Origin of the sequence: Alteromonas halophila (assembly GCF_014651815.1) — a bacterium.
GTDB classification, from domain to species: domain Bacteria; phylum Pseudomonadota; class Gammaproteobacteria; order Enterobacterales; family Alteromonadaceae; genus Alteromonas; species Alteromonas halophila.
Window position 1 is genome coordinate 98,895 of the sequence record NZ_BMXP01000007.1, and the last position, 24,247, is coordinate 123,141.

The following is a 24,247-nucleotide window of genomic DNA, read 5'->3' on the forward strand; positions in this document are numbered from 1 at the left end:
ATACTGACTCGTCTGCTGTTTGCTCAGGCTAGCATCACCGACTACTTTGCAACAAGCCTGTTTACCCGCACAACAGGCGCGCGGGCAATGCGGCTACCGCTGCTTATTGATCGAGTTGCCGCCGGTCACGGCAATACGCATTGCGGTTTCAACATCTATATCCAGGCGCTGTAATTTCTCTTCACCCAGATACAGCGTGTAACCGCCAATCTGGTAGCTCATGGGGATGTAGACCGCTACCTTTTTCCCTTCCGGAAACAACAAACTGGTGGCGTTCTCGCCAGTGATAAAACCCACCACAAAGGTGTCAGGCATAACTTCAGCCAGAACCGCCCGCTGTTGCTGCTGTTCCTTTGACGCCTTAAACAGTTCGGCGGCATCGTTTAGGGCGCCGTACACTGTTTTTATCAGCGGCAGCCGTTCAATATAAAACTGCAGCTTTTTCAGTAAGGCATCAACCAGGTAAGCGTTGACCGCAATCCCCGTAACGGCCAGCAGCATAATGGTGGTAATAATGCCCAGACCAGGAAAGTAATAATATGGCGCAAGCAGCGGCTTAACCAGCGCTTCGGTACTTAAGCCCAGCCAGATCAGCAAATACAGCGTGACAACAATCGGCAATATTGTCAGTAAGCCTTTGACCATTTTTGATACCAGCTGACTCATAGTGACTCCTTTAACCATTCGTATAGTGCACATGCCTCTGCTACTCTGAAACATGCCGATCTGGCAATGAACATTCAGAAAGAAAACAACAGTATACTGTTCACACGGTATCTGCACGTTTTGTATTTACGATGATGACAAGGATGAATTGATGAAAACGAGATTGTTCGCGCTGCTTTGCTTTTTTGTTTGCACGGCTTCAGCGCAGGCATTTGACAGAGCCAGGCTGGATCAGTATTTAGAGACACTGGAAGCAAACGACAAAGCCATGCTGAGTCTGGCTATTGTCAAAAACGGTAAACCGGTTTACCAAAAGGCGACGGGGGTTGCGCACGCCGGGGAAGAGCAAAACGCGACTATCCACACGCAATACCGTATTGGCTCGATTACTAAAGTCTTCACGGCAACGATGATCTTTCAACTCATTGACGAAGAAGCGCTGTCACTCGATACCACTCTGGCGACATTTTATCCGGAAGTAAAAAATGCCGGGGACATAACCGTCGCCATGTTGCTAAGCCACCGCAGTGGGATCCATAACTTTACCGATACGCCTGACTACCGTGACTATATGACGCAGGCGAAGTCACGCAGTGAGATGATAAAGCTGATTGAAAGCCTCGGCAGTGACTTCTCCCCTGGCAGTCAGGCTAAATATTCAAACAGTGGTTATGTGCTGCTGGGGTTTATTATCGAAGCGATAACGCAGGACACCTATGCCAGCCAGCTTAAAAAGCGCATTACCCGTCCCCTCAACCTTGCGAACACCGGCTATGGCCGCGCGATGGACGACAGCAACACCGCCGCCAGATCATACACCTACCAAGACCAGCAATGGTCACCTGCTCCGGTGACCGATTTGAGTATTCCGGGTGGCGCGGGGGCAGTCGTATCTACACCTACCGATGTCGCAATATTTTTGTCTGCCTTACTCAATGGCAAGCTTACGTCCGGCGCATCACTGACTAAAATGAGAGAGATGAATCAGGGCTTTGGTCATGGCTTACTGCAATTCCCGTTCTACGATAAAGTCGCCTATGGCCATAATGGCGGCATTGATGGGTTTCAGTCAATGAGCGCCGTCATTGACGGCGATGATGTTGCTTTTGCAGTCACGGCGAATGGCATGAACTATTCAATAAACGAAATCAGTGTTGCCGTCTTAAGTATGTATTATGGCCGCCCCTACGAGCTCCCGGACTTTGACCAAAGCGCCATTTCGTTATCAGTGGAGGACCTCAGCCAGTATGAGGGAGTCTATTCCTCGCAGCAATTACCCCTTAACATTACCATGCGCGTCAAAGAGGGCCAGCTCACTGCCCAGGCGACAGGCCAGCAACCCATTCCGCTTACGCCGTATTCAGCGAGGGAATTCCGCTTTGAACCGGCCGGTATTGTTATTCTGTTCGACGACTATGATGACGGCATTGATCATTCTGCGTTCACCCTGAAGCAAGCCGGAGGCAGCTACCCGTTTTCAAGAGAGTAGCTGCTGAGCGTGGCTGTGTATGGTCGGTGTATTACTTACCAAGGACGACGGCCATTGCCTGCGAAACCTGCCTTGCGACTACGCACTTCAGGACTCGCTGAGTGATGGTAGACTTGTTGGCATCCTCCCTAGCTGTCAGCCTTTACCAGCGATTGTTTTTTGTCTGCAAAAATAAACACTGCCCCAAGGGTAATTCCGCGGGCAAGTAAGAACGCAAGCAGCGCATACCAGAGTGCCGGGTTACCGGCCTCGCGGCTGAAGTACCAGACCGGAAAATAGACACACAGGGCGCTGACGATCATGGTATCGCGCATTGCACCGGAGCGGGTCAGGCCAACAAACACGCCATCGTAAAGAAAACACCAATGCCCCAGCAGGGGCAGCAGGATCATCAGCCCCAGATAGTCTCCCGCCGCCTGACGTAATGCCGAATGCTCGGTTAACAACGCTATGATTTCCTCACCAAAAACAGCAAATACCAGGGCATAACCAACGGCAAAAACACTCGACCAGAATAACCCCCGGTACGTGTGCGCCTTAATCTCTGCCTTATCTTTAGCTCCGGCGGCTTCCCCTACCAGCGCCTCAACAGCATAAGCGATGCCATCCAGACCCAGCGCGATCAGCACAAAAAACTGCATTAAAATAGCATTGATGGCGGCCGGTGTTTCACCCAGCCGCGCGCCTTGCAGGGTAAGAAAGGCCAGGCACAATTGCAGTGCCAGATTACGCAGTAACATATTGCCATTTAAGGTCAGCAGCACTTTGCGTGCAGCACGATTAAACCAGGCGGGATCGATGGGAACCTGCCAGCAGCACTTTAAGGCGACAGTGAGTGCCATAATTGCCATGCTGTACTCGGCAATGATACTGGCCAGTGCCACACCACCGACCGACATGCCCAGTCCGTAGACAAACACCATATCCAGTGCCCCGTTTAAGACATTGCCCACCACCTGAATGATAAGCACAGTGCGGGTACGCTGTTGCCCCACCAGCCAGCCAACCAGCACAAGGTTGAACATTGCAGCCGGCGCGCCCCAGACTCTGACCTCAAAATACTGCGACAGGTGAGTGGTGACATCGGATGGTGGTGAGGCCAGAAAAATGCCTGCCTGCTGGATCGGCCATTGCAGCAGAAGAATGCTCATTCCCAGTACAAGCGCAATACTCAGTGACTGATAGAGTACCGCCGCCGACTGCGTTTGCGCATGCTGATGGCCGCGTGCCTGCGCACTGAGTCCGGTCGATGACATCCGCAAAAAGCCGCAGACCCAGTAAATCTGCGTTAAAATGAGGGTACCGACTGACGCCCCCGCCAGCATGGCCGGTGAATCCATATGCCCCAGTACTGCCGTATCCACCAGACCAAGTAATGGCGTGGTAATATTTGCCAGAATCATTGGCGTAGCCAATGCAAGCATTTGACGATGAGGGTGAGGCTTAGCAGTCGAGCGTACTGTCATTCAGATTACCAAATACGGGCCCGGCGCCAGTATCGCGCCTTTACGTTGATTGCCACAGGAGAAAACATGAAGTCTATCACGAGATGGGGACAGGCCAAGGCCACCGCGCTGTTTGTCCTGTTATTTGTTGTCTGCACCGGCACGGTGGCGAAAGCCGAGCCACTATCGAATGCCGTTATTCTGATTTATCACCATGTTGCAAAGGATACGCCGGCGAGCACCTCGGTGACACCGGACACGTTTAAAAAGCACATGGCATTTCTTGATGAAAACTACAATGTACTGTCGCTAAAGGAGGTCATGCCATCACTGAAAGCCGGTGAGGCGCTGCCGGACAGAACAGTAGTGATCACCTTTGACGATGGCTTTGCGAATATTCTGGAAAATGCCCATCCGGTATTACGCGAGTATGGGTTTCCCTACACGGTGTTTATTAATCCGGGCGAAATTGGCAGTAATCCTTCACAGCTGACCTGGCAACAGGTTCAGAAAATGCAGGAAGAAGGTGCGATATTTGCCAATCACACACTGAACCATATGCATATGCTGGAAAAATCAGCAGAAGAACGCGACGATGCGTGGCTGGTTCGGGTGTGGGATAACGTGGCGCAGGCCGAAGAGAAACTCAAAGAGAAAACCGGCGAGTCACTGAAATACCTGGCCTATCCGTTTGGCGAGTTTAATCAGGCGCTGGCAGACAAAGTCACACAGGAAGGCTACACGGGCTTTGCACAACACTCCGGCGCCGTGGGCCCACACAGTAACTTTGCTGCGTTACCGCGCTTTCCTGCCGCCGGGATTTATGCCGACCTGGATAAGCTGAAAATTAAACTCGACAGCCTGGCAATGCCGCTGGACGAAAACTCGGGTCTGCCGCCGCAGCGAAGCAGTCGCGAAATAGAGACACCCCTGACACTCAACATTACCAGCGATGATGTGCGCCTGTCGCAGGCTGCCTGCTATTATCAGGGCAGTGCGCTACCGGTCGAGGTTAGCGGGATGACCTTAACAGCAGAACTGGATATGACGCTGCCGGTGGGTCGTTCACGGATTAACTGTACGGCACCGTCAAAAGCGCACAGTGGCCGCTACTACTGGTACTCTCAGCCGTTTTTTATCGCCGATAAGAATGGCAGATACCCTGACTAGAGCAGTCACTGCACAGCGCGCCCGGCGGCGCGCTGTAGATCCCTATCAGTTGTACTGAAGCACCGTGCGAATACTTTCGCCCTCATGCATCAGATCGAACGCCTTATTAATGTCATCCAGTGGCATGGTATGCGTGATGAAGTCACTCAGCTTAAACTCCCCGTCCAGGTATCGCTCGACGTACTCGGGCAGTTCACTGCGTCCCTTCACGCCACCGAACGCGGTGCCGCGCCATACACGACCGGTGACTAACTGAAATGGTCGTGTTGAAATTTCCTGACCAGCGCCTGCCACACCAATGATCACAGACTCTCCCCAGCCTTTGTGACAACATTCCAGCGCCGAGCGCATGACATCGACATTGCCAATACACTCGAAAGAGTAATCCACGCCGCCGTCTGTGAGATCGACAATCACCTCCTGAATCGGCTTGTCATACGCTTTAGGATTAATACAGTCTGTTGCACCAAGCTTAGCCGCTAAGTCGAACTTACTTTCATTAATGTCGATGGCAATGATCCGGGAGGCGCCCGCCATCGCTGCCCCGATAATGGCACTCAGACCAATCCCGCCGAGGCCGAACACAGCCACGGTATCGCCTTTTTCCACTTTAGCCGTATTCATAACAGCGCCCATACCGGTAGTAACGCCGCACCCCAGCAGACACACCTCTTCCAAAGGCGCCTCTTTATTGATTTTGGCCAGCGATATTTCAGGTAATATCGTGTACTCGGAAAATGTCGAACATCCCATGTAGTGATAAACCGGCTTGCCATCAACAGCGAACCGGGTGGTGCCATCCGGCATCAGCCCTTTGCCCTGCGTGTCACGAATTTTGCCACACAGATTCGTTTTACCGGATTTACAGAACTTACATTCACCGCATTCCGGCGTATAAAGCGGGATCACATGATCACCAACCTCCAGCCCGGTCACGCCTTCACCCACAGCTTCGACGATGCCGCCGCCTTCATGCCCCAGAATGGCCGGAAAGATGCCTTCCGGATCATCACCCGATAGTGTAAATGCATCGGTGTGGCACACACCCGACGCAATGACCTTAATGCGCACCTCGCCAGCTTTGGGAGGCGCAACTTCAACCTGTTCTATTTTTAGTGGCTCGCCAGGCCCCCAGGCTACCGCTGCGCGGCAGGTTATTGTTTGTGCTGTCATCGAACTCTCATTCCTGTTAACCATGATGAGGCAAGCCTACATTACTGCATTAAAAATGATAATATCGATATTATAAATTCACTATTACTGTGGTGTAACAATGAAAGCAACCCACACCTGGCAGGGTATTGCAGAGTTTGTCGGAGTTGTGGAAAGCGGCTCCTTTACGGCGGCTTCCCGCAGGCTGCAGGTGTCCAATGCGCAGGTCAGTCGCCAGGTGAGTCAGTTAGAACAGCGGCTGGGCGTGCAGCTGTTGCACCGCACCACACGTCGGGTAAAGGTAACAGAACCCGGGCAGCGTTATTACCAGCAGTGCCGACAGTTAATTGATGGCTTTAATGCCTGCGAACGGGCGTTAACGGAGCAACAGGCCAGTCCCCGCGGCACACTGCGACTGACCGCGCCCATAAACTATGGTGAACGGGTGCTGATGCCACTGCTCATCACCTTTCAGCAGCGTTATCCGCAGCTGCATCTGGATATTGAGCTATCTAATGCGCGCCTGGACATTGTCGATGCGGGTCTGGATATGGCGATAAGACTGGGGCGACTACAGGACAGTCGCCTGCGCCACCGCCAGCTCGCCAGCCGTAAAGTGCATACCTGCGCGTCACCTGGCTATCTGGCTGCACATGGCTGCCCGACCCGTTTATCCGATCTGGACAGCCACAACTGTCTGGTTGGCTCTCTCGGCTACTGGCGGTTCGCCGACAACGGCCGTGAGCAAACCCTGAATGTATCAGGGAGCTTGCGATGTAATAGCGGCTTATCGTTGCGCGACTGTGCGCTGCAGGATATAGGTATTATTCAGCTGCCCGAAGAGTATGTCGCGCCCTGCCTTAAAGACGGCACACTGGTAGAGATTCTCATCGACCAGCGGCCTGACAGCGAAGGCATCTGGGGGCTGTACCCCCAAACCCGCTGGGTTGCGCCCGGTGTCAGCCTGCTGCTTGACTATCTGCAGGCGCAGTTACAGACATGATAACTTTATTTCCCCGACTTGCCGAAACAGGGGCAACCCGGCGTGTCCGGTCAAAAGCAATTAACCGGACCTGACCGCTACTCTTACGACGCAGCGACCTCCTGAAACAGCTCTGTGAACGCCTCCAGACCTTCGCGTAAGTGTGCTTCCGGAATAGTCAGCGGTGGCAGGAAGCGGATCACATTGCCGTGAAACCCACAGGCCAGCAGTATCAGCCCATACTCCATTGCTTTTGCAATCACGGCTTTGGTCAGCGCGGGGTTTGGCCTGGCCGGATCACCGTCGCACATGAGTTCCAGAGCAATCATGGCGCCGTGGCCGCGCACATCGGCAATGACCTCTGGAAACTGGGTTTGCAGTGCACCCAGTGCCTCTTTAAACCGGCGCTCGATCATGCCTGCCCGCGTCAGCAGCTGCTCATCCTCAATCACTTTCAGTACCGCCAGTCCAGCTGCGCAACCCAGTGGCGAGCCACCGTACGTACCGCCCAGCCCCCCGGGCGGTGAACTGTCCATGATCCCGGCTTTACCAACGACCGCCGAAATGGGGATCCCGCCCGCGATACCTTTTGCCATGGTCATTAAATCGGGTTCAATCCCTGCGGCCTCGGTATAAAACATATGGCCGGTGCGCGCAAAACCAGACTGTATTTCATCACAGATAAGCACAATGCCGTGCTCGTCGCACAGTGCGCGAAGCGCCTTAAGAAATTCAGGCGAGGCCACATAGAACCCGCCTTCGCCCTGAATAGGCTCGATGATAATGGCTGCCACGTCTCGGGGCGCAATCGCCACTTTCATTAGCGTATTCAGTGCCGCCAGACTTTGCTCCTCGCTAATTCCGTGTAGTGCATTGGGGTAGGGGGCATGATAGATCTCACCGGCAAAGGGACCGAAATGGTCTTTATACGGGGTAACTTTGCCAGTCAGTCCCATGGTCAGGTTTGTACGTCCATGAAAGCCGCCGTTAAATGCAATTACGCCGCGTCGTCCGGTGTGCGCACGTGCGATTTTAACGGCATTTTCCACCGCTTCCGCGCCGGTGGTAACGAACATGGCTTTCTTTGCACTGTTACCTGGTGCCAGAGCAGTGAGCTTTTCTGCCAGTGACACTGCACTTTCATAAGGGTTGATCATCACGCAACTGTGGCTGAACTTTTCCATCTGGTCGTTCACCGCCGCCACCAGCGCAGGGTGTGCGTGTCCGGTGTTACATACCGCGATCCCCGTACCAAAGTCGAGGTAGCGGTTGCCTTCCACGTCCCAGACTTCCGCATTTTTCGCGTGGGATACATATACCGGGTAAAGATTGCCCTGGCCGTTAGCAAACACTGCCTGTTTACGTTGCTGAAGTGATAGATTTGTTGCCATGTCAGTAACCTCCCAGGCAGCGATACTGAAGTGAAAGATAGTCATCCAGGCCGTACCTGGAGCCTTCCCGGCCAAAGCCAGACTGCTTAACGCCGCCAAAGGGCGCAGCAGGGTTTGAAATGGCCGCGTCATTAATGCCAACCATGCCAAAATCCAGCTGACTTGCGACCCGCTGCATGCGGGTGTAATCCTGGGTATAGAGGTAGGCGGCAAGGCCGTATTCGGTCTGGTTGGCCAGACGCACAGCCTCATCTTCGTCGGTAAACGGAGTAACCGTTACTACCGGCCCAAAAATTTCTTCGTTGAAAATCGCCATGCGCCCGGTCACCCCGGTAAGTAGCGTGGGTGGATAAAAGGCACCGCCGGACCAGGCTGTTTGTGTCAGCTTGTCAGCGCCTTCTTCCAGCGCCTGACTTACCAGGTTATTCACGTTGGCTGCCGCCTGCTCGCTGATCAGCGGCCCTAAATCCGGACCTTCAAGGCCATTACCCTGGGTCAGTGCGGCTACCTTTTCAGACAGGGCATCAACAAATGCATCATGACAATCGGCCTGCACCAGAAAGCGATTCGCACACACGCAGGTTTGGCCGGCATTTCGGAACTTGGCCAGCATGGCGCCTTTCACCGCTGCTTCGATGTCTGCATCACTGAACACAATAAAGGGCGCATTACCGCCTAGCTCCATCGACACGCGTTTAACCGTAGAGGCACAGTCCCTGATAAGCTGCTGCCCAACCCGTGTCGAACCGGTAAACGAAAACTTGGCGACCTTTTCCGACTGCGTGAGCACTTCGCCCATTCCCCGTGAGTCGGTTCCCGTCACCATATTCAGTACGCCTGGCGGCACCCCCGCCTGTTCGGCAAGGGCCGCCATCGCCAGCGCACTTAGCGGTGTTTCGGATGCGGGACGGCCAACAAAAGTGCAGCCTGCCGCCAGTGCAGCAGCGGCTTTTCTGGCGATCATCGCATTGGGAAAATTCCAGGGCGTGATCGCGCCTACCACACCAACCGGCTTTTTTACTACCTGCACGGTTTGACGGGCATGCAGACCATCAAGAATATCACCATTAATGCGCTCGGCTTCTCCGGCGAACCAGCGCACATAGCCTGCGCCATAGTCAATTTCGCCTTTTGCCTCTGCAAGCGGTTTACCCTGTTCACGGCACAGCAATTCCGCCAGCTCATCGCGGTGCGCCACCAGTTTGTTGTACCAGGCCATCAGCAGCTTGCTGCGCTCACTGCCGGTAGTCTGGCGCCAGGACGCAAATGCGTTATGGGCTGCATCGACTGCGCGCGCCATGTCCTGCGGCTGGGCGTTACTCACTTCGGTCAGCACCGCGCCGCTGGCTTTGTCACGCACGGTAAACCTCGACTGACTCTCGTGCCACTCGCCGTTAATCAGCGACCCTGGCATCATCAGTGATGTAGTGTTTGTTGTCATCACATCTCTCCTGTCTTTGGTATGCACCTATTGAATCAGCGGGCATAAGATCGTTAAATAACAAACATTCAACGTTTAGTTTGATGAGATAAAACTTTTGAAAATTGCCGGTCGCGCCATTACTGAATATGATTTGAAGCTACTGAAAGTGTTTAAGTCTGTGGTGGAAAACGGCGGCTTTGCCGCAGCAGAAGATGAACTGGGGATTACCCGCTCGACCATCAGCGTCCATATGAGTAACCTGGAAACGCGCATGCGCCTCACCCTGTGTCACCGCGGACGTGGCGGCTTTGTGCTGACCCCGGATGGGCAGACCGTTTATCAGGCCTGTCTTCCATTATTTTCTGCACTGGGTGATTTTTCACATGCGGTGTCGCAGTTAAGCGATGAGATCAGTGGGCCGCTGGTCGTATTGCATGCCGACGTACTGGATGAAGCCCGTCATGCCCTGCTGGCACGCACTGTCGATACATTACTTCAACAGGCGCCCAGACTGACTCTCACTTTAGATGGCGACCGCATCGAGAACATTGAACAGGCACTGCTGAAAGATAAAGCGCATGTCGGCATTTTCCCGGGCTATCGCAAAATGGCGGGATTGTCCTACAGCGACACGCTGCAGGAACCCATTTACCTGTGCTGCGCACAGCACCACCCGCTGTTCAGTGTGCCGGATGAACAGATTAGCGACTCGCTTATCGCCACACACGCCGCGGTGGTACCCGGTGTTGAAATCAGTCAGGCAGGGCGGGAACAGCTCAAAAAACTCAAAGCCGGCGCTCATGCCTATCAGTTTGATTCGCGCAAAGCGCTAATTGCATCGGGCCGGTTTATCGGGTATCTGCCTGGCAGCCATGTGCAAAAAGAAGTGACCGACGGCACCTTCAGGCTGCTACAGCCTGCGCGCTACCAGTATAATTTTGCGCAGTCGCTGGTGCATAAGCAGGTACCGGCCGAGCCCAAAAAAATCACCCTGTTTCGCGATGCGCTGAATCGCCATATACACAGTGAGCAGGGCTGGTCAGGCGGGCTTTAGGGAAGGTAACCGTCAGCGGTCAGGCTGTCATACACCTCTGCGAGTTGCGGTGCAAAGCGCTGCCATGTCCCCACACTGTTGCTGTTTATCGGCTGCCTGACCTGCGTGGCACTGCCAGTGGTGATACTGACATCGCGCTGATAAAACGCCAGACAATCAGCATCATACTCAATGCCGCAAAATGCCGTCAGCCGTGCCATTTCTTCAGCCGGCTGATGGATTAGCGTCTCATAATCAAGCGTGTACAGATTATCCCCCAGCAGGGTCTGCCAGTGCGACATCAGTGTGCGGTAAGCCTTATAGTACGCTGTGATTTCATCGAGTGAATAGGAAAACGGATAAGCATGGGTAAACAGGTGTTTATACACCGACCAGATGGTATCCATAGGATGTCGCCTTACATGCACGATCCGCGCATGAGGCAGGGCTTTTCGGATGAGTCCAAGATACAGAAAGTTAAGCGGAAGCTTGTCGGTGAGCACCGCCTGCGTGCCACGTTGCTCAGCGGTTTCCCGACAGTAGGCATCGCCCATTGCGGCAAAGTCAGCCTGCGCCGTCTGCCTGATGGCGCTAAGTACCGACTCTGGTTTTTTTAAGCGGGACGCCTCTGCCATCATGGCAGCGGAAAAGGTATTCAGCTCACCCCCCATTGCCACGCCCTGGTGGGCTCCAAGCAGGCTTTCCACCAGCGTGGTGCCGCTGCGTGGCATACCCACTATAAACACCTGATTGTGACCTTTTGTGCCTGACGCAGTATCCGACTGCCAGTTAGCGGTGAACGTGGTTTGGATGGCCTGCATAATGGCCTGATCCTGACTGACCTGATATTTAAGGTACCGACGGCGCAATGCCGCTCCTGTTGCATAGGCATCAAAACAGGCATCATCCTGATGCGTGTCTTCATACAGCTTGCCAAGCGCATACCAGGCGTGTACCCGCTGTTTAGGCGGGTGTGCATCAGCGGTAAGCGCCTTCAGCGCATTTTCGCGGGCCAAACTGGGCGACTGGGTACGTAAACTGATGCGTAACCATTGCGCTTCGGCGTCCGACGGATTTATCGCGATATGACGATTCAGCGCCGCTTCGGCACCGGCAATGTCCCCACACACTCTAAGCGCGGTGGCAAGGTTATAGTGGTGAGTCGCGTGATCAGGTTGTGCCTGACAGGCCTGTTGATACAGGGTTGCAGCGGTTTCAAAGTCGTTGGCCTGGGAGCTCCAGAACGCTGCCTCGGCCACCTGAGGTGGGGTCGGCGATTGCAGCGATGTCAGGTAAGCCTTTATCGCCTGCTGCGCCTGCGTAAAATGCCCGGCCTCAAGGTGAGGCCGGATAAGGTGTTCCACCTGCTGACTCCTCAGAACTGATACTGAAAGGCAATACCAATCGTGCGTGGCTGAGTAATATAAGACTTAGACGCATTTCCGTAGAAATTCTCTTCCGGATCCGTACCCATGTAGCCTTCCGACAGCACGCCTGTGACGCCTTCTTCGTTGAATACGTTTTTCACGTATACAGTAGCGCTCCAGTCTGTGGCATGTAAAGTGGTACTTAGGTTAGCAATCCAGAACGACGGCAACATGATGTCGAAGACCGGATTATCGCCCAGTGAATTACGTGAATCAGACTGGTAATAGGCACTGGCTCGGGAAAGCAGGTAATACTCGCCTTCCATTTCCATGTAATGCTGCAGATTTGCGCTAAAGGTGTGCTCTGACGTGCTTGGCAGGCGCTCACCGTCAACCGCCCGCAGTACCTCGCTGGGCGAATCCTGCGTACCCGCCGGAATGTAGAGATCGTCAGTCAGTTCGGCATCGGTATAGGCGTACTGCAGCCCGTATTCCAGGTTGTCAGTGATATAACCACGGGTTTCTATTTCTACCCCCTGGGTACGTGCTGACTCGCCGTTGACGGCAGCATAAAACCCCCAGTTCGGCGTTGTCACGTTAAGTTGTGGGTCGTCCCAGTCCATGCGGTACAACGTCACGGCGTAAAAGACTTCGCCGGTGTTGCCTTTAACCCCCAGCTCATAGTTGGTCACCGAGTCTGAGTCGTAGCTCAGGTATTCCGGGTTCTCCGCAAAGCCGCCGGTCAGCGGTACCGCGCTGGTTCCGCCACGACGATACCCTTCGGAGACCGTTGCGTAGAGCATCATTTCGTCACTGACGTCATAGGAGAGGTTTGCCTTAAACAAGGTATCACTCTCTTCGGTTGACGCTGTCACCTCAGAGGCGCCTGGATATATTGGCAGCTCAATTAGGGTGTCGTTGGAAATTTCGTTATCAAAGCGACGTAAGCCAACGGTCAGATCCAGGTCTGTATTAATATGCCAGGTCAGCTCACCAAACACTGAGAGGTCTTTTACCTCGCCATTATCACGGTACAGGAAGTCCTGATCGGTCAGCGTGCCACCCCAGCTCGCCAATGTTTCATCAAATCCGCTGGCCTGTGCCCATTCGCTGAAGCCTGGCATTACACTGTCCTGCGTGGCGCGGGTTTGCTGGTCAAGGTAGAATGCGCCAACAATCCAGTCAAAGGTCTCGCCCGGCTCAGAGACCAGACGGATCTCCTGACTGAAGCCTTCATCTTCGTAGGAGCGAAGCGCACTGGCCATAGGCCGAGGTGTGCCGCCATAAAACCAGCCAAACCAGTTGTTCTGGGCATAAAAGCCGGTATTGTCGCTGACTGAACTTCCGGTGTGCTCATAATCTGAGGTGCTCGATGAGAGCGTGGCGAAGCCCAGGTTCCATTCCAGCTCAAGCGCCATCAGATCTACCTTGCGCTCTGAGGGTTCCAGCTGAATAGCCCCGTTTTCGTACTCATCATAGGCTTGCTCGGTACCCGACACCCAGTTTGTACCGGTCGTCACCTGACGCCGTCCGCCAATATCATCTGACTGCCACTGATACGACACCAGCGCGCTGAATGTATCGGAAGGCTCAAACAGCAACGATGCCCGGCCATAATCGATATCCACTGTATCGGCATCTTCAACGCTGCGGAATACCGGATCACCCTCAGCCACGTCACCGCCTTCGGCCACCGGATCACCTTCACCATTGAGCGCATACACATTGGTGTAATCGACAACGCCGTCATTGCGTATTACGCCGACATTGGCGCGAAACGCAACTGAGTCACTGACAGGCACGTTGATCAGCGCGTCATAATTCTGGTTTATACCCTCGGACCCATCTGTCTGGCTGATCGCGCCTTTTACGCTGCCGTTGAAATATTCCAGTTCCGGGCGCTTCATCCGATACCGTACCGTTCCGGCCAGCGCGCCAGAGCCGTACAGGGTCCCCTGCGGCCCGCGCAGTACTTCTACCGCATCAATATCCTTCAGAATAAAGTTAGCAAACAGGGGCGTATCGTTAACATACGAAGACACCGTGGGCGCCGCATTGAGGGCAAAGTCACCGTTACCGGATGAATCGACGTTCATACCGCGTATGATAATATTGTTCAGTACACCGGAGTTGCGATAGCCACGGTCAACCGCGGTGACACCCGCGACGCTGCGGATCATCTCGACCGTATCCACAATATTTCGCTCACTGAGCTCGCTGCCATTAATCACTGACAGGTTATACGGTGTTTCTTCTACCGTTGATACGCGGCGCGACGACGTCACTTCGATACGTTCCACAACACCGGCATCAGGCGCGTCGTCATCATTTTGCTGGGCCAGTGCAAGCTGGCTGCACAGCGCAGCGCCCATCGCCACCGCCAGTGGTGTCAGTGCAAAGCGTTTAGTTTGGCATTGTTTCATCAGTCTGTTCCCCTTCAACCTGTTATTTTTTTACTCGGTTTGACTGTAAGAATTTTGGTATCGGCCTGTTAGGGCCAGTTTGGCTTTTTTGTCAGGCCAGTTTGTCTGGCTTTTTTAATGCGCCAAGTCCGTCAAGCGTTTCGGAATGTGCATCTTTTTGGTATTGCGGCCACGCTACCGGATGATCGCGAAAGCTTTTGAGTGGCTGCCCCAGCCCCTGCCAGCCACGCTCTCTGACCCGGCGCACGTAGTCAAAATCGACATCAAAAACCATCACATCATGCTCAACCGATGACTGATGGATGACTTCACCGCCTGGCCCGACAATCAACGAGCGGCCGACGCCCATCGTTGACGCCGCATTAACATCAATCATGTAGCACTGGTTTGTGGCTGCGCTGGCGCGGGCGATGGACAATTCCACGTCCCGGTCAATGGTATTAGTAAGCGTTGGATGTACTATCACTTCAGCGCCCTGCCAGCACAGTGCGCGAATAGACTCCGGGAACCACATGTCGTAGCAAATAGACACACCCAGCGTGCCCATGCCAGGAATGGTAAAGACACACGGCGTGTCGCCGGCTGAAATCCCTTCTTCATAGGGTAAAAACGGATACATCTTACGGTAGCGTGCGACGACCTCACCGGCCGGTGACAGCACGGATGTGGTGTTGTACACACGGTTTTCAGCCCGCTCGAACAGGGAGCCGTTAACCAGCCACAGCCCGGTTTCTGCCGCCAGTTCGGCGTAACGCGATTCCGTTTTGCCCGGCAGTGGCTCTGCATAACGCGGTGCCGGGCCGAAGGTTGCCAGCTCAGAAAGCACCACCATGGCAATATGCGGGAAGCGCTTTTTGACATTGCGCACTTCCCGGGCAATGGTATCGAAGTTGTCCTGGTTCGCCGGCAGAGCAAGCTGTAGCCCGGCGATACTCATAACTGTCATGTTCACTCTCCTGTCCATCAGGGGGATCCAACTATCTGAATATCAGAGTAAACATCAGGTGACAGACTGAGTAGGTCCAGTTGTGTATTGTAGGTAGGGCCAGGCTTACCCCTGCTTATGCAGGGATCGATGCTGAACAAACAGCATTAGTGAAAGCCGATCAGGGCCGGGTATAGTTGGCCGCATCCACCAGCTTGCCGTCACGCACCCAGTGTATGCGGCTGTCGGTCACATAGATATCAAAGCCCAGCAACTCACCGTAAGACCACTGCTGCCACTGGCGATACCAGATATTTCCTTTGAGCCACCAGGTACCCGTGTCTTTTTTCTCATCATTATGCCCCTCTACCCCTTCCATGTTGCCGTCGGCAAAGAGAGTGATGCGATAGGGATCACCAAACACGGTATGACCAGTGAACGTCACGCCGGACAGAAAACGCTTTAGCTTGTCGCCGCGCAGATGCTGACCAAATGACGGATCGCCATCGGCGCGAATATCATCTATCAGTCTGGCCAGTTGCTCTATGCCCGGCCGGATCTTGTCTTTAGGCAGACTGCGCACTCCCAGCCGGAAATAACTTTCCGGCCGTTCAGTGGTGCTGTAAAAGCGATCGACCGGTTCAATCAGTATGCCTTTTTCGGCCGCCGCAGCGGCGAATTTCTGGCTGTTCAGACCGGGGGGGCCCTTCACCCAGCAGGTGCTGCCGCCCATGGTTTCACTGGTCACAATGTATGGCCCCAGATAATGGTTGAGGGCTTCACGCAATTCCTGCCAACGCTCACTGATAGCCTGATACAGCCGTCGCATAGTCATGTCGTAATAGCCCAGCGACAGAAACAGCGCCATGATGCGCTGGTTGTTAGCCGGCGGGTGGCGTAGCATCAGTGCTCGCAGTTGCCTGGCTCGCTGAATAAGCGCCGGGCTGGCGACCATAAACCCCAGCCGTAAACCTGGTGCCAGTGCTTTTGAGAAACTGGAGATATATACAACGCGGCCCTGCGTATCCAGGCTTTTGAGTGCCGGGTTGGGGTTGCTGATAAAGTTTGCTTCACTTTCGTAATCGTCTTCAATCACGATAAAGTCATCATGATTGGCACGCTGTATCAGTGCGTCACGCTTTTCCCGGGACATGGTGACAGCGGTGGGCACCTGATGACTGGGTGTTACATACAGTATACGGGTTTGCGGGCAGACCTCGTCGAGCGCGATACCGTCTTTCTCAATACCGGCGAAGCGAACCGGGCACAGGTTGTGCTGGGCCAGCTGACGTATACCCTGATAACCCGGCTCTTCCATGGTCAGTAACGTCGTGGTGTTCATCAGCAGACGGCTGACAAGGTACAGCGCCTGTTGCGAGCCCAGGGTAACCAGTATTTCATCGGTGCCGGCCTGAATGCCGCGGCGCGGTAAAACCTTAGTACGAATTTCATGGATCAGGCTGGCATCGTCATGGTAGCCACTGTCACCCGCCCAGCTTTTTATTTCATCGACGTTCAGGCTGAGCCGCGAGCATTCCCGCCACTGGTTAAGCGGAAACAGTGACTGATCATATTGCCCGTCAATAAACGGGTAGGTGAAATCTTCCCAGTTATCCGGGTAGGGCGGCCGGCTGCTTTCAATAGCGGCGGTGTTACAGGCGCCCTGCCAGTCAAACTGTTCGGCATCGCTAACAGCCGGGCTTTGTGCTTCAGCGTGTTCATCAAACAGGTGATCACTGACAAAAATGCCGCTGCGTTCGCGACTGACAAGGTATTCTTCGTCGATCAGCTGTTCGTAAGCGGCCACCACGGTATTGCGTGAAACACCGAGTGTTTCTGCCAGTTTTCTGGACGAGGGCATACGCGATCCCGCAGCAAAATACCCGCTTAAAATCGCGTCTATCAGCTTGCGCTGCAGCTGGCGCTGCAGGCTGGTGGTATCATCGTCATCGAGGATAAAAAGGTGTTGCAGCATAGTTTTCTTAGTATCATCCGCTACCGCTATCCTGTACGCTTTTATCCAGTTTATCAAGTAGTTGTGTGGGGTACAGGCAAATTAGCAGGCAGGCCGCCAGCGCAATGGCCGCCACGTTTATTAATACCGTGTAGTCGCCACCACTCAGTAACAACGCCGACACCATAGGGCCTGACGCCAGTCCCGTTTTTGAGGCGAAGCCGCCCAGCGCGGCCATTTTGCCTTCTTTATCAAATTCGGCACAGATGCCGAGCAGGTAGGCGATACAAAACGCCCAGGTGATCCCCACCAGCACATTAGCGATCCAAAAGACCGACTGAGAAGCACTGTAATGCAGCGCAATGGTGGCGAGCAGCGTGAGCGTGGTCGCTACGAACAAGGGAACGGTGCGTCCCAGGCGTGTTGAAAAGATGATGACCAGCCAGGCTCCTACCAGCCCCGCCCAGGCGGAAATTCCCAGCGTCGGACTGATGAAGGTCAGACTCAGTCCGTATGATTTCCCCAAATCAATGATATAGGCATACAGGCCCATATTGGCCGCCTGAAACAAAAATACCGACAACAGCGCCGCACCCAGCGGTCGCCACTGAATATCACTTCCCACCGTCGGTTTAGGTGCATCCTCGACCCGGTAGGCAGGCAGCATAAGCAACATCACCAGACTGACCGCGCTAAAGGCAATGAGTGACAGAAACAGTGCTGCCGTGCCGTAAACCGGTGCCAGCGGCGGTAGAAACATGACCCCCAGGCCGCCTAAGCCAAACTGCACAAACAACAGATATCCAAAGGTTTTGTGCACCAGGCTGACACGCGCGATAACGGCAAACGAAACCCCCACCAGCATACCGCCAACCATGCCGTGCAGACCTCGCAGAAGCTTCATGGTGAGCGGCTCTGTTACCCAGATAGACAGGGTATCCAGCGCAATAAGCCCCAGTAGTAATGCAACGGCCAGCGGCTTCCAGTAAACCCGCGTAATAATAAACACGGCAACCAGAGCGCCGACTGCTGCACCATAGATATTAAGTGATGCAACCAGTCCGGCATCTGCCCGGGAGAAGCCCAGCGAATCAATCAGTCCCGATACAATTGCCGGCATGATATTGACGTAAAACAGGCCTGCTGTGGCTAAAAAAGCCAGCATTACCCGCGCCATCATTCCCTCTGCGTTAACTGTCATGGCCGGCTTCATCGACACCTCTTTTGCTACATCTGTCATATCCCTTACCCTACTGAACCTGAGAATTCCCCGTTAGTGCCAGATAGACACTCTACGGGGCACCAGATACTTACTGCCCGCAAATTGGACTTATTTTTTCCAGTTCTTTTAACGACTTAGTAAATCCATACTGGTTATTGTCGCTGACATAGTAGTACACCATATCATTGGGCAGCATCACCACACCGATACCGCCAAACCCCGACATATAGGGGATCCAGGTGGATGTTGTACAAGTTACCTCGGTTGACGCGCTCAGGTCATAGGCCCAGACACTGTGCTGATAGCGGCTGCCAGGCGCGGTGGAAAGCCCGCGGTTACTGGTTTGCTGCATGGCTTCTGCCAGCAGGGTCGGATCCAGTACCGTCTGGCCCCCCAGTTGCCCGGCTCCCTGGCCCATAAACTGGCCCAGCTTGACAAAGTCGTCGCCGGTAAGGGTAAGACCGAAGCCTCCCCATACCTGGGCCTGGCTGTCATAAGTCCGTTTGCTGGCATAGCTTAGCGGGCTTAAATACAGGGGTTTGAAAATATCCTCAACCAGCAGATCGGTAAAGTAATCGGCCCCGCTGCCGGCCTGCTGCTCATAATACTGCTGCAACAGACGGCTGACGATATAGGTGTCAGAGGTATGGTACACAAACTGTGTTCCGGGCGCTGTTTTGCGCGGGTAGGCACAACTGTGGGCTATTTTGTCAGCATGAGAGGCCACCAGAAAGAAATCATCCACGGTTTTCTGGGCACCTTCATCTGCCGAGTCCTGGTTTGAGTCGTAATTGCCGGTCGCCATATCCAGTGTGTTGAGTAGCGTAACATCCTGCCACTGCGAACCACTGCAAGCACTCACATAACTGCTCACAGTGAGATCCTGCTGGCTGCCGCCAAATGCCTGTTCGGCTCGCATGACACCCAGCCCGGCAACAATGGTTTTTGCCGTAGAATAGGAAGGCAGCGCCATAACGTTACAAAACGGGTAAAGCCCATACCGGGTTTGACAGGCACCACGATAATGGGTGCCATCGACAAGCACACCATAGGCACTCAGGTGAGAGGCACTCTGATCACTGCCGATATTGGCGGTGACAATGCCAGCGGCCGGATAGTCGGTGACCAGCGCGCTAAGCGGCTTCACCGGCAGTCGGTTGGCGTACTCCTGCACATAGCGGTTAATTACCGTTGCCCGCTCAGACACCTCACCCGGTGTAAAGTCTGCTGATACTTTGCCGTGCAGGTTGTATTTGAAGTACTCGCAGGTTTCCTGGGCAATCTGATAGGCTACCTGTGAGACACTGCCGTCGTCTTTAAACAGAAAGGTCATCACCCCGTTGTGCGTGCAGTTGGCGTTAATTTCCTGCAAGGCAAAGGGCAGCGCAACACGGGAGTAACCATTGTCTGTACTTTCATTCCACACCCGGCCAGGCAGCAGCACCCACTCCCAGGCAGTATGACCGGTATTGACCACCTGACGTTCAACCGGCAGCACATGCGTCCCGTACTGAACAAAGTCGAAGGTAAACGGTGGCAGCGAGTCGGGATTGGTATACGCGGATGCCAGCGCTGTGCCCTGCTCGGTGAGGGTGCCCGGCGAGACAGTGAGTGACAGGGTACCTTCCAGGGTATTACCGGGGTTCGCCGCCTCAGCGGGCACGCCGTAGTGCTGATAGTCGACCAGCGATAACGCGGAAGTATTACTGAGTGTTGCGTACGTCAGTTCACTGCGAGCGGTATTACCCGAGCCGGTCAGACAGTCAAACGCACAGGCTGAGGCGGACAGACCGGTCCCCGACACGGTGATGGACGCCGGCGATGACGCAGTGTTGGACGGCACCAGCAGCGTGGTACTTTGCGCACCGTCTGTGTCAGGCGTAAAAGTTACCGTGAGCTGGCAGCTCGCTGTGGGTGTCAGCGTTTGACTGCTGCAGGTGTCGTTACTCAGTGAGAAGGGGGCAGAAAGCGCCGCCAGCGTACCGATACTGAGTGCTTCATCGCCGCTGTTTTGCAGTGTCAGCTCCGTTTGCGCTGTCTGCCCGACCTCAACCGGACCGATGTCGGTTGTCCCTGAAACCGAGAGCAATGGCCCGGTGGCCGACGTCGGACTGCCGGTCAGCGACACATTGTCACCGTAGCAAAAATTGCCATACAAGGTGTTGGCGCGAAAGCGCAGCAATAGTTCAGAGGCATTGTCCAGCCCGCTACTGACCGTACCGGTATAAAGGCTCCCATCGTCCTGATTGGACGTCACCTCAATCAACGACACCCAGGTGTTGCCATTGTCCAATGAATACTCACCATGACAGCTGTCACCGGACACCAGATAAAGTGCACCCAGATCGACTGACAGTGTCACGTTCTCATAGTTTTGGGTGGACGCGGTAAATTGTGCCTGTCGCAATCCGTCAAGACGCAAAGAATAGTTACCCTGATAGGCATTGGCCGTGTCACTGCCATCACCGCTTAACTGCCAGTTGCTGTATTCTCCGTCCTGAAACGTATCTTCAAATACCACGCCCGGCGACCCGGCCTGACCGGTCAGCATGATATTGTCTGCATAACAATAATGACCGTAGAGGGTGTAGGCGCGAAAGCGCAGCAACAGTTCAGCGACATTGTCCAGCCCGGTATCTTGCGTGAATGTCGTGAAACTGCCATTGGCGTCACTGGCCCCGATAATGCCAACGGTCTGCCAGGTCGCACCACCATCATCCGATACCTCCGCATGACAACTGTCACCCTGTACCAGGTTTGTCGCAGCTACGTCCATGCTGAGCGCCACATTCTGGTAAGACTGAGACGAGGTGGCCAGTGTCAGTGTACGCAGGCCGTCATGACGCACCGAATAATTGCCCTGATACAGGTTAATGCTGTCGCTGCCGTCACCGCTGGCGGCCCAGCTGCTATAGGCAGCGGATTGAAAATCCTCATCAACAATGGTGTCGGCTGATGCACAGGCTGCCAAACACGCGCAGGCGACAGAGAATAAATAGTATTGCCAGTTAAACATAGACACCCCATTACTGTTGCATTTTTAGACAGTCTATGACGCTGGCGAACACACAACAGGGCCAGTTGTTTATTTAAATGGGGCCAGAGGCTGATACAGGTGAGTTACATACGATATGCGAGGCAGTAAAAAACACAGATACCCTTTCTCAATCTGGGTATCCGCGTTTTTTTAACGGCATAGCTGCACGTTACAGTGAACGCAACTTGCCAGCTTAAGCCTGCCATCCCTGGCAGAAGATCATTAACGACTACTGGTTCTGAGGCTTGAACAGCTCCACATTCGCCCCTGGTTGCTCACGCTGAGCGTGCAGGAAGTGCATATGACGCTCGAAGTGTTCAAGGATATCGGCAATCACCTGATCTTTGGTATAGCCCATCAGATCATAACCCTGACCGCCTTCGACCAGCATCACCTCAACCCGGTAGTAACGCGTTTTACCTTTTACCGATCCGGTCGCGAACGACGGCAACAGATGCTGACTTGGCCGCAACTCATAATAGAAATCCTGCGCACTTTGCAGATCCACGCTCAATGCCATGAACTCATCATCATCATCGTTACGGTCAATCAGTTGAACCTTCAGCTCTCTGGCCTCCAGCTCGCTCTTGACCGCTTCCATCGCTGGCTTCGCCGTGTCGTCAAGGAACTGCTGACACTCTTTTTCATCCGGGAAGCTCATTGCGCGCTGCAGGCGCTCTGTCCAGCTTTTCGACGACTCACCGGCATGCGGGTGAATCGGCAGGTTGGCATCGATACTACGCTGTTTAAGTCCTTCAAGCCGCAGCGCTTTAACCACGCCCACCATCATCACACACAGTACAATGGCAAATGGCAGCCCGGTGATCACGACGGCACTTTGCAGGGCGGTCAGACCATTAGCCAGCAACAGCGCAATGGTTAATAAGCCGATTATTGCCGCCCACATAATCCGCATCCAGGAGGGGGCATCGCTGTAGGGGTCTTTCAGAATAGATGTCAGATTCGATAATACCAGCGAACCGGAGTCACCCGATGTGATAAAGAAGATAAATGCCAGAATACTGACCACAATGGTAGTCAGACCGGCCCACGGGATCTCTTCTAAGAACATATAAATGGCAGAGCCCGGATTATCCATAGCCTGCTGACCAAACTCCTGGGCACCGCCCATCACCATATCAATGGCGCTGTTACCCATGATGGACATCCACACCATCATAAACGTCAGTGGCAGGATAAGCGTACCGGCCACAAACTCTGCAATCGTCCGGCCACGGGAAATACGCGCCAGGAACAGCCCCACAAATGGGCCCCAGGCAATCCACCAGGCCCAGAAGAACAGCGTCCAGGCATTCAGCCAGTCGGTAGGCTGGTCAAACGCATAGGTATTGAACGACATATCAATAAAGCCGGATATATAGTCACCGACATTGAGGACCAGCGCGTTCAGCAGGAAGCGGGTTTCACCGACAAATAACACAAACAGCATCAGCAATAATGCCAGAAGCATATTAAATTCCGATAAACGACGGATACCCTTGTCCACGCCCGTCACCGCGGATATGGCAGCAAACACAATCACCACGGCCGCCAGTATAACCTGCGTAAGCAGGCCTTCCGGCACCCCAAATACATGGTTAAGACCATAGTTGAGCTGAATTAGGCCAATTCCAAGACTGGTCGCCAGACCAAAAACGGTACCCAGTACGGCGGCGATATCCACCGTATGTCCGACGGGCCCGTAGATGCGCTTACCGATGAGTGGATACAGGGCTGAGCGAATTGCCAGCGGCAGTCCGTGACGATAACTGAAGTACGCCAGCGACATGCCGACCAGTGTGTACACTCCCCAGCCAGATACGCCCCAGTGGAACAGTGTCAGCTTGATTGCATTTCGGGCCGCTTCTGCCCCTTCGCCTGCATCCACAGGCGGTGCCATAAACTGGGTAATGGGCTCCACAATACAAAAGAAAATAAGGTCAATACCGATGCCTGCCGCAAATAGCATAGCGGCCCAGGTCACCACATTAAACTCAGGCCTGGAGTGGTCCTGACCGAGCCGGACCTTGCCCCAGGGAGAAAGCGCGATGACTATCACAAAGACCAGATAGGCCACAACGACGGTAAAATAGAACCAGCCAAAGGTTGATGAAATCCAGGTCAGTACCTGACCAATAACGCTGCTGGCTGCTTCAGTAAATAAGATCGCCCACAGGGCGAATATCGTGATCCCAATTACAGAACCGTAAAAAGGGATCGGGTTGACGCGGACTTTATCGTCACCGCCACCACGTTCCTGCTTATCTTTATCATCCGACATCGCAATATCCTCACTTGATTCTAATGCGTGGTAAATTGTTATTGGTTCGAACTACGTTAAGGCCATCCGTGTTAAACCTGTCCCGCAGACACAGCAATGATCACTATGGCTGGTCGCAACAAGCAGCGCTGTAAATGTCATTCGAAGGTAATGTAGTTAAGTCAGATAGGTGTAGAGAAGATGTGATTTCGAAGGATTGCTTGCCGCTTACTTGCCACATTGCAGCGCTGGAAGTAGTACGCCACCGTGTGTCAGGCACAGGCGAAATCAAGGTAAGGCACGTGTAC

General features: G+C 54.0%; 16 protein-coding genes. 4 read left to right on the forward strand and 12 right to left on the reverse strand.

What is annotated here, in order from left to right; translation table 11 throughout:
* Positions 1-93 precede the first annotated feature (93 nt).
* A complete protein-coding gene (locus IE054_RS13415; protein WP_189407232.1) occupies positions 94-666 on the reverse strand; it encodes a DUF502 domain-containing protein in 573 nt (190 codons plus the stop codon).
* Positions 667-817: 151 nt separating this feature from the next.
* On the opposite strand from IE054_RS13415, the gene IE054_RS13420 reads away from it, so the two are divergent.
* Positions 818-2,155 carry a serine hydrolase domain-containing protein gene (locus IE054_RS13420; protein WP_189407234.1) on the forward strand — a complete coding sequence of 446 codons (1,338 nt, stop codon included), beginning with the start codon at positions 818-820 and terminating at the stop codon, positions 2,153-2,155.
* A gap of 128 nt (positions 2,156-2,283) precedes the next feature.
* Here IE054_RS13420 and IE054_RS13425 read toward each other — a convergent pair whose 3' ends face one another.
* Positions 2,284-3,621 (reverse strand): MATE family efflux transporter, encoded by a 1,338-nt coding sequence (locus IE054_RS13425; RefSeq protein ID WP_229805152.1) that lies wholly within the window; start codon positions 3,619-3,621, stop codon positions 2,284-2,286.
* A 66-nt stretch (positions 3,622-3,687) separates the two neighbouring features.
* On the opposite strand from IE054_RS13425, the gene IE054_RS13430 reads away from it, so the two are divergent.
* A complete protein-coding gene (locus IE054_RS13430; protein WP_229805154.1) occupies positions 3,688-4,770 on the forward strand; it encodes a polysaccharide deacetylase family protein in 1,083 nt (360 codons plus the stop codon).
* Between the two features lie 45 nt (positions 4,771-4,815).
* Here IE054_RS13430 and IE054_RS13435 read toward each other — a convergent pair whose 3' ends face one another.
* Positions 4,816-5,943 carry an S-(hydroxymethyl)glutathione dehydrogenase/class III alcohol dehydrogenase gene (locus tag IE054_RS13435; RefSeq protein WP_308428284.1) on the reverse strand — a complete coding sequence of 376 codons (1,128 nt, stop codon included), beginning with the start codon at positions 5,941-5,943 and terminating at the stop codon, positions 4,816-4,818.
* 100 nt (positions 5,944-6,043) lie between these two features.
* Here IE054_RS13435 and IE054_RS13440 point away from each other — a divergent pair, with 100 nt between their 5' ends.
* Positions 6,044-6,925 (forward strand): LysR substrate-binding domain-containing protein, encoded by an 882-nt coding sequence (locus tag IE054_RS13440; protein WP_189407238.1) that lies wholly within the window; start codon positions 6,044-6,046, stop codon positions 6,923-6,925.
* An 83-nt stretch (positions 6,926-7,008) separates the two neighbouring features.
* On the opposite strand, the gene gabT is transcribed toward IE054_RS13440, so the two are convergent.
* The gene (gene gabT, locus IE054_RS13445; RefSeq protein WP_189407239.1) at positions 7,009-8,295 is read right to left on the reverse strand and encodes a 4-aminobutyrate--2-oxoglutarate transaminase; all 1,287 of its coding nucleotides are present in this window, start codon (positions 8,293-8,295) and stop codon (positions 7,009-7,011) included.
* 1 nt (position 8,296) lies between these two features.
* The gene (locus IE054_RS13450; protein ID WP_189407242.1) at positions 8,297-9,736 is read right to left on the reverse strand and encodes an NAD-dependent succinate-semialdehyde dehydrogenase; all 1,440 of its coding nucleotides are present in this window, start codon (positions 9,734-9,736) and stop codon (positions 8,297-8,299) included.
* A gap of 97 nt (positions 9,737-9,833) precedes the next feature.
* On the opposite strand from IE054_RS13450, the gene IE054_RS13455 reads away from it, so the two are divergent.
* On the forward strand, positions 9,834-10,772 hold the full coding sequence (locus IE054_RS13455) for a LysR family transcriptional regulator (RefSeq protein WP_189407244.1): 939 nt from the start codon (positions 9,834-9,836) through the stop codon (positions 10,770-10,772).
* Here the strand turns inward: IE054_RS13455 and IE054_RS13460 are convergent.
* From IE054_RS13460 to betT, 7 genes are all read right to left on the reverse strand, one after another.
* Positions 10,769-12,115 carry a tetratricopeptide repeat-containing sulfotransferase family protein gene (locus IE054_RS13460; protein ID WP_189407246.1) on the reverse strand — a complete coding sequence of 449 codons (1,347 nt, stop codon included), beginning with the start codon at positions 12,113-12,115 and terminating at the stop codon, positions 10,769-10,771. The two genes, IE054_RS13455 and IE054_RS13460, sit on opposite strands and share 4 nt — an antisense overlap.
* 11 nt (positions 12,116-12,126) lie before the next feature.
* Positions 12,127-14,541, reverse strand: a complete 2,415-nt coding sequence (locus IE054_RS13465) for a TonB-dependent receptor (RefSeq protein ID WP_189407250.1) — start codon at positions 14,539-14,541, stop codon at positions 12,127-12,129.
* Between the two features lie 91 nt (positions 14,542-14,632).
* Positions 14,633-15,487 carry a carbon-nitrogen hydrolase family protein gene (locus IE054_RS13470; RefSeq protein ID WP_189407251.1) on the reverse strand — a complete coding sequence of 285 codons (855 nt, stop codon included), beginning with the start codon at positions 15,485-15,487 and terminating at the stop codon, positions 14,633-14,635.
* A 160-nt stretch (positions 15,488-15,647) separates the two neighbouring features.
* Entirely contained in the window at positions 15,648-17,441 is a 1,794-nt protein-coding gene (gene pdxR / locus IE054_RS13475; protein ID WP_189407253.1) for a MocR-like pyridoxine biosynthesis transcription factor PdxR, read from the reverse strand.
* Between the two features lie 13 nt (positions 17,442-17,454).
* Entirely contained in the window at positions 17,455-18,660 is a 1,206-nt protein-coding gene (locus IE054_RS13480) for an MFS transporter (protein ID WP_229805155.1), read from the reverse strand.
* A 70-nt stretch (positions 18,661-18,730) separates the two neighbouring features.
* Positions 18,731-21,658, reverse strand: coding sequence for a choice-of-anchor D domain-containing protein (locus IE054_RS13485; RefSeq protein ID WP_189407256.1), 2,928 nt, complete (start codon positions 21,656-21,658; stop codon positions 18,731-18,733).
* Between the two features lie 250 nt (positions 21,659-21,908).
* On the reverse strand, positions 21,909-23,960 hold the full coding sequence (gene betT, locus IE054_RS13490; RefSeq protein WP_189407258.1) for a choline BCCT transporter BetT: 2,052 nt from the start codon (positions 23,958-23,960) through the stop codon (positions 21,909-21,911).
* Positions 23,961-24,247 lie beyond the last annotated feature (287 nt).

What these genes read in the sequence shown, in the direction of transcription:
- IE054_RS13415 (WP_189407232.1), bottom strand. Translation starts at nt 666, where the DNA reads ATGAGTCAGCTGGTATCAAAAATGGTCAAAGGCTTACTGACAATATTG.
- IE054_RS13420 (WP_189407234.1), top strand. Translation starts at nt 818, where the DNA reads ATGAAAACGAGATTGTTCGCGCTGCTTTGCTTTTTTGTTTGCACGGCT.
- IE054_RS13425 (WP_229805152.1), bottom strand. Translation starts at nt 3,621, where the DNA reads ATGACAGTACGCTCGACTGCTAAGCCTCACCCTCATCGTCAAATGCTT.
- IE054_RS13430 (WP_229805154.1), top strand. Translation starts at nt 3,688, where the DNA reads ATGAAGTCTATCACGAGATGGGGACAGGCCAAGGCCACCGCGCTGTTT.
- IE054_RS13435 (WP_308428284.1), bottom strand. Translation starts at nt 5,943, where the DNA reads ATGACAGCACAAACAATAACCTGCCGCGCAGCGGTAGCCTGGGGGCCT.
- IE054_RS13440 (WP_189407238.1), top strand. Translation starts at nt 6,044, where the DNA reads ATGAAAGCAACCCACACCTGGCAGGGTATTGCAGAGTTTGTCGGAGTT.
- gabT (WP_189407239.1), bottom strand. Translation starts at nt 8,295, where the DNA reads ATGGCAACAAATCTATCACTTCAGCAACGTAAACAGGCAGTGTTTGCT.
- IE054_RS13450 (WP_189407242.1), bottom strand. Translation starts at nt 9,736, where the DNA reads ATGACAACAAACACTACATCACTGATGATGCCAGGGTCGCTGATTAAC.
- IE054_RS13465 (WP_189407250.1), bottom strand. Translation starts at nt 14,541, where the DNA reads ATGAAACAATGCCAAACTAAACGCTTTGCACTGACACCACTGGCGGTG.
- IE054_RS13470 (WP_189407251.1), bottom strand. Translation starts at nt 15,487, where the DNA reads ATGACAGTTATGAGTATCGCCGGGCTACAGCTTGCTCTGCCGGCGAAC.
- pdxR (WP_189407253.1), bottom strand. Translation starts at nt 17,441, where the DNA reads ATGCTGCAACACCTTTTTATCCTCGATGACGATGATACCACCAGCCTG.
- IE054_RS13480 (WP_229805155.1), bottom strand. Translation starts at nt 18,660, where the DNA reads ATGACAGATGTAGCAAAAGAGGTGTCGATGAAGCCGGCCATGACAGTT.
- IE054_RS13485 (WP_189407256.1), bottom strand. Translation starts at nt 21,658, where the DNA reads ATGTTTAACTGGCAATACTATTTATTCTCTGTCGCCTGCGCGTGTTTG.
- betT (WP_189407258.1), bottom strand. Translation starts at nt 23,960, where the DNA reads ATGTCGGATGATAAAGATAAGCAGGAACGTGGTGGCGGTGACGATAAA.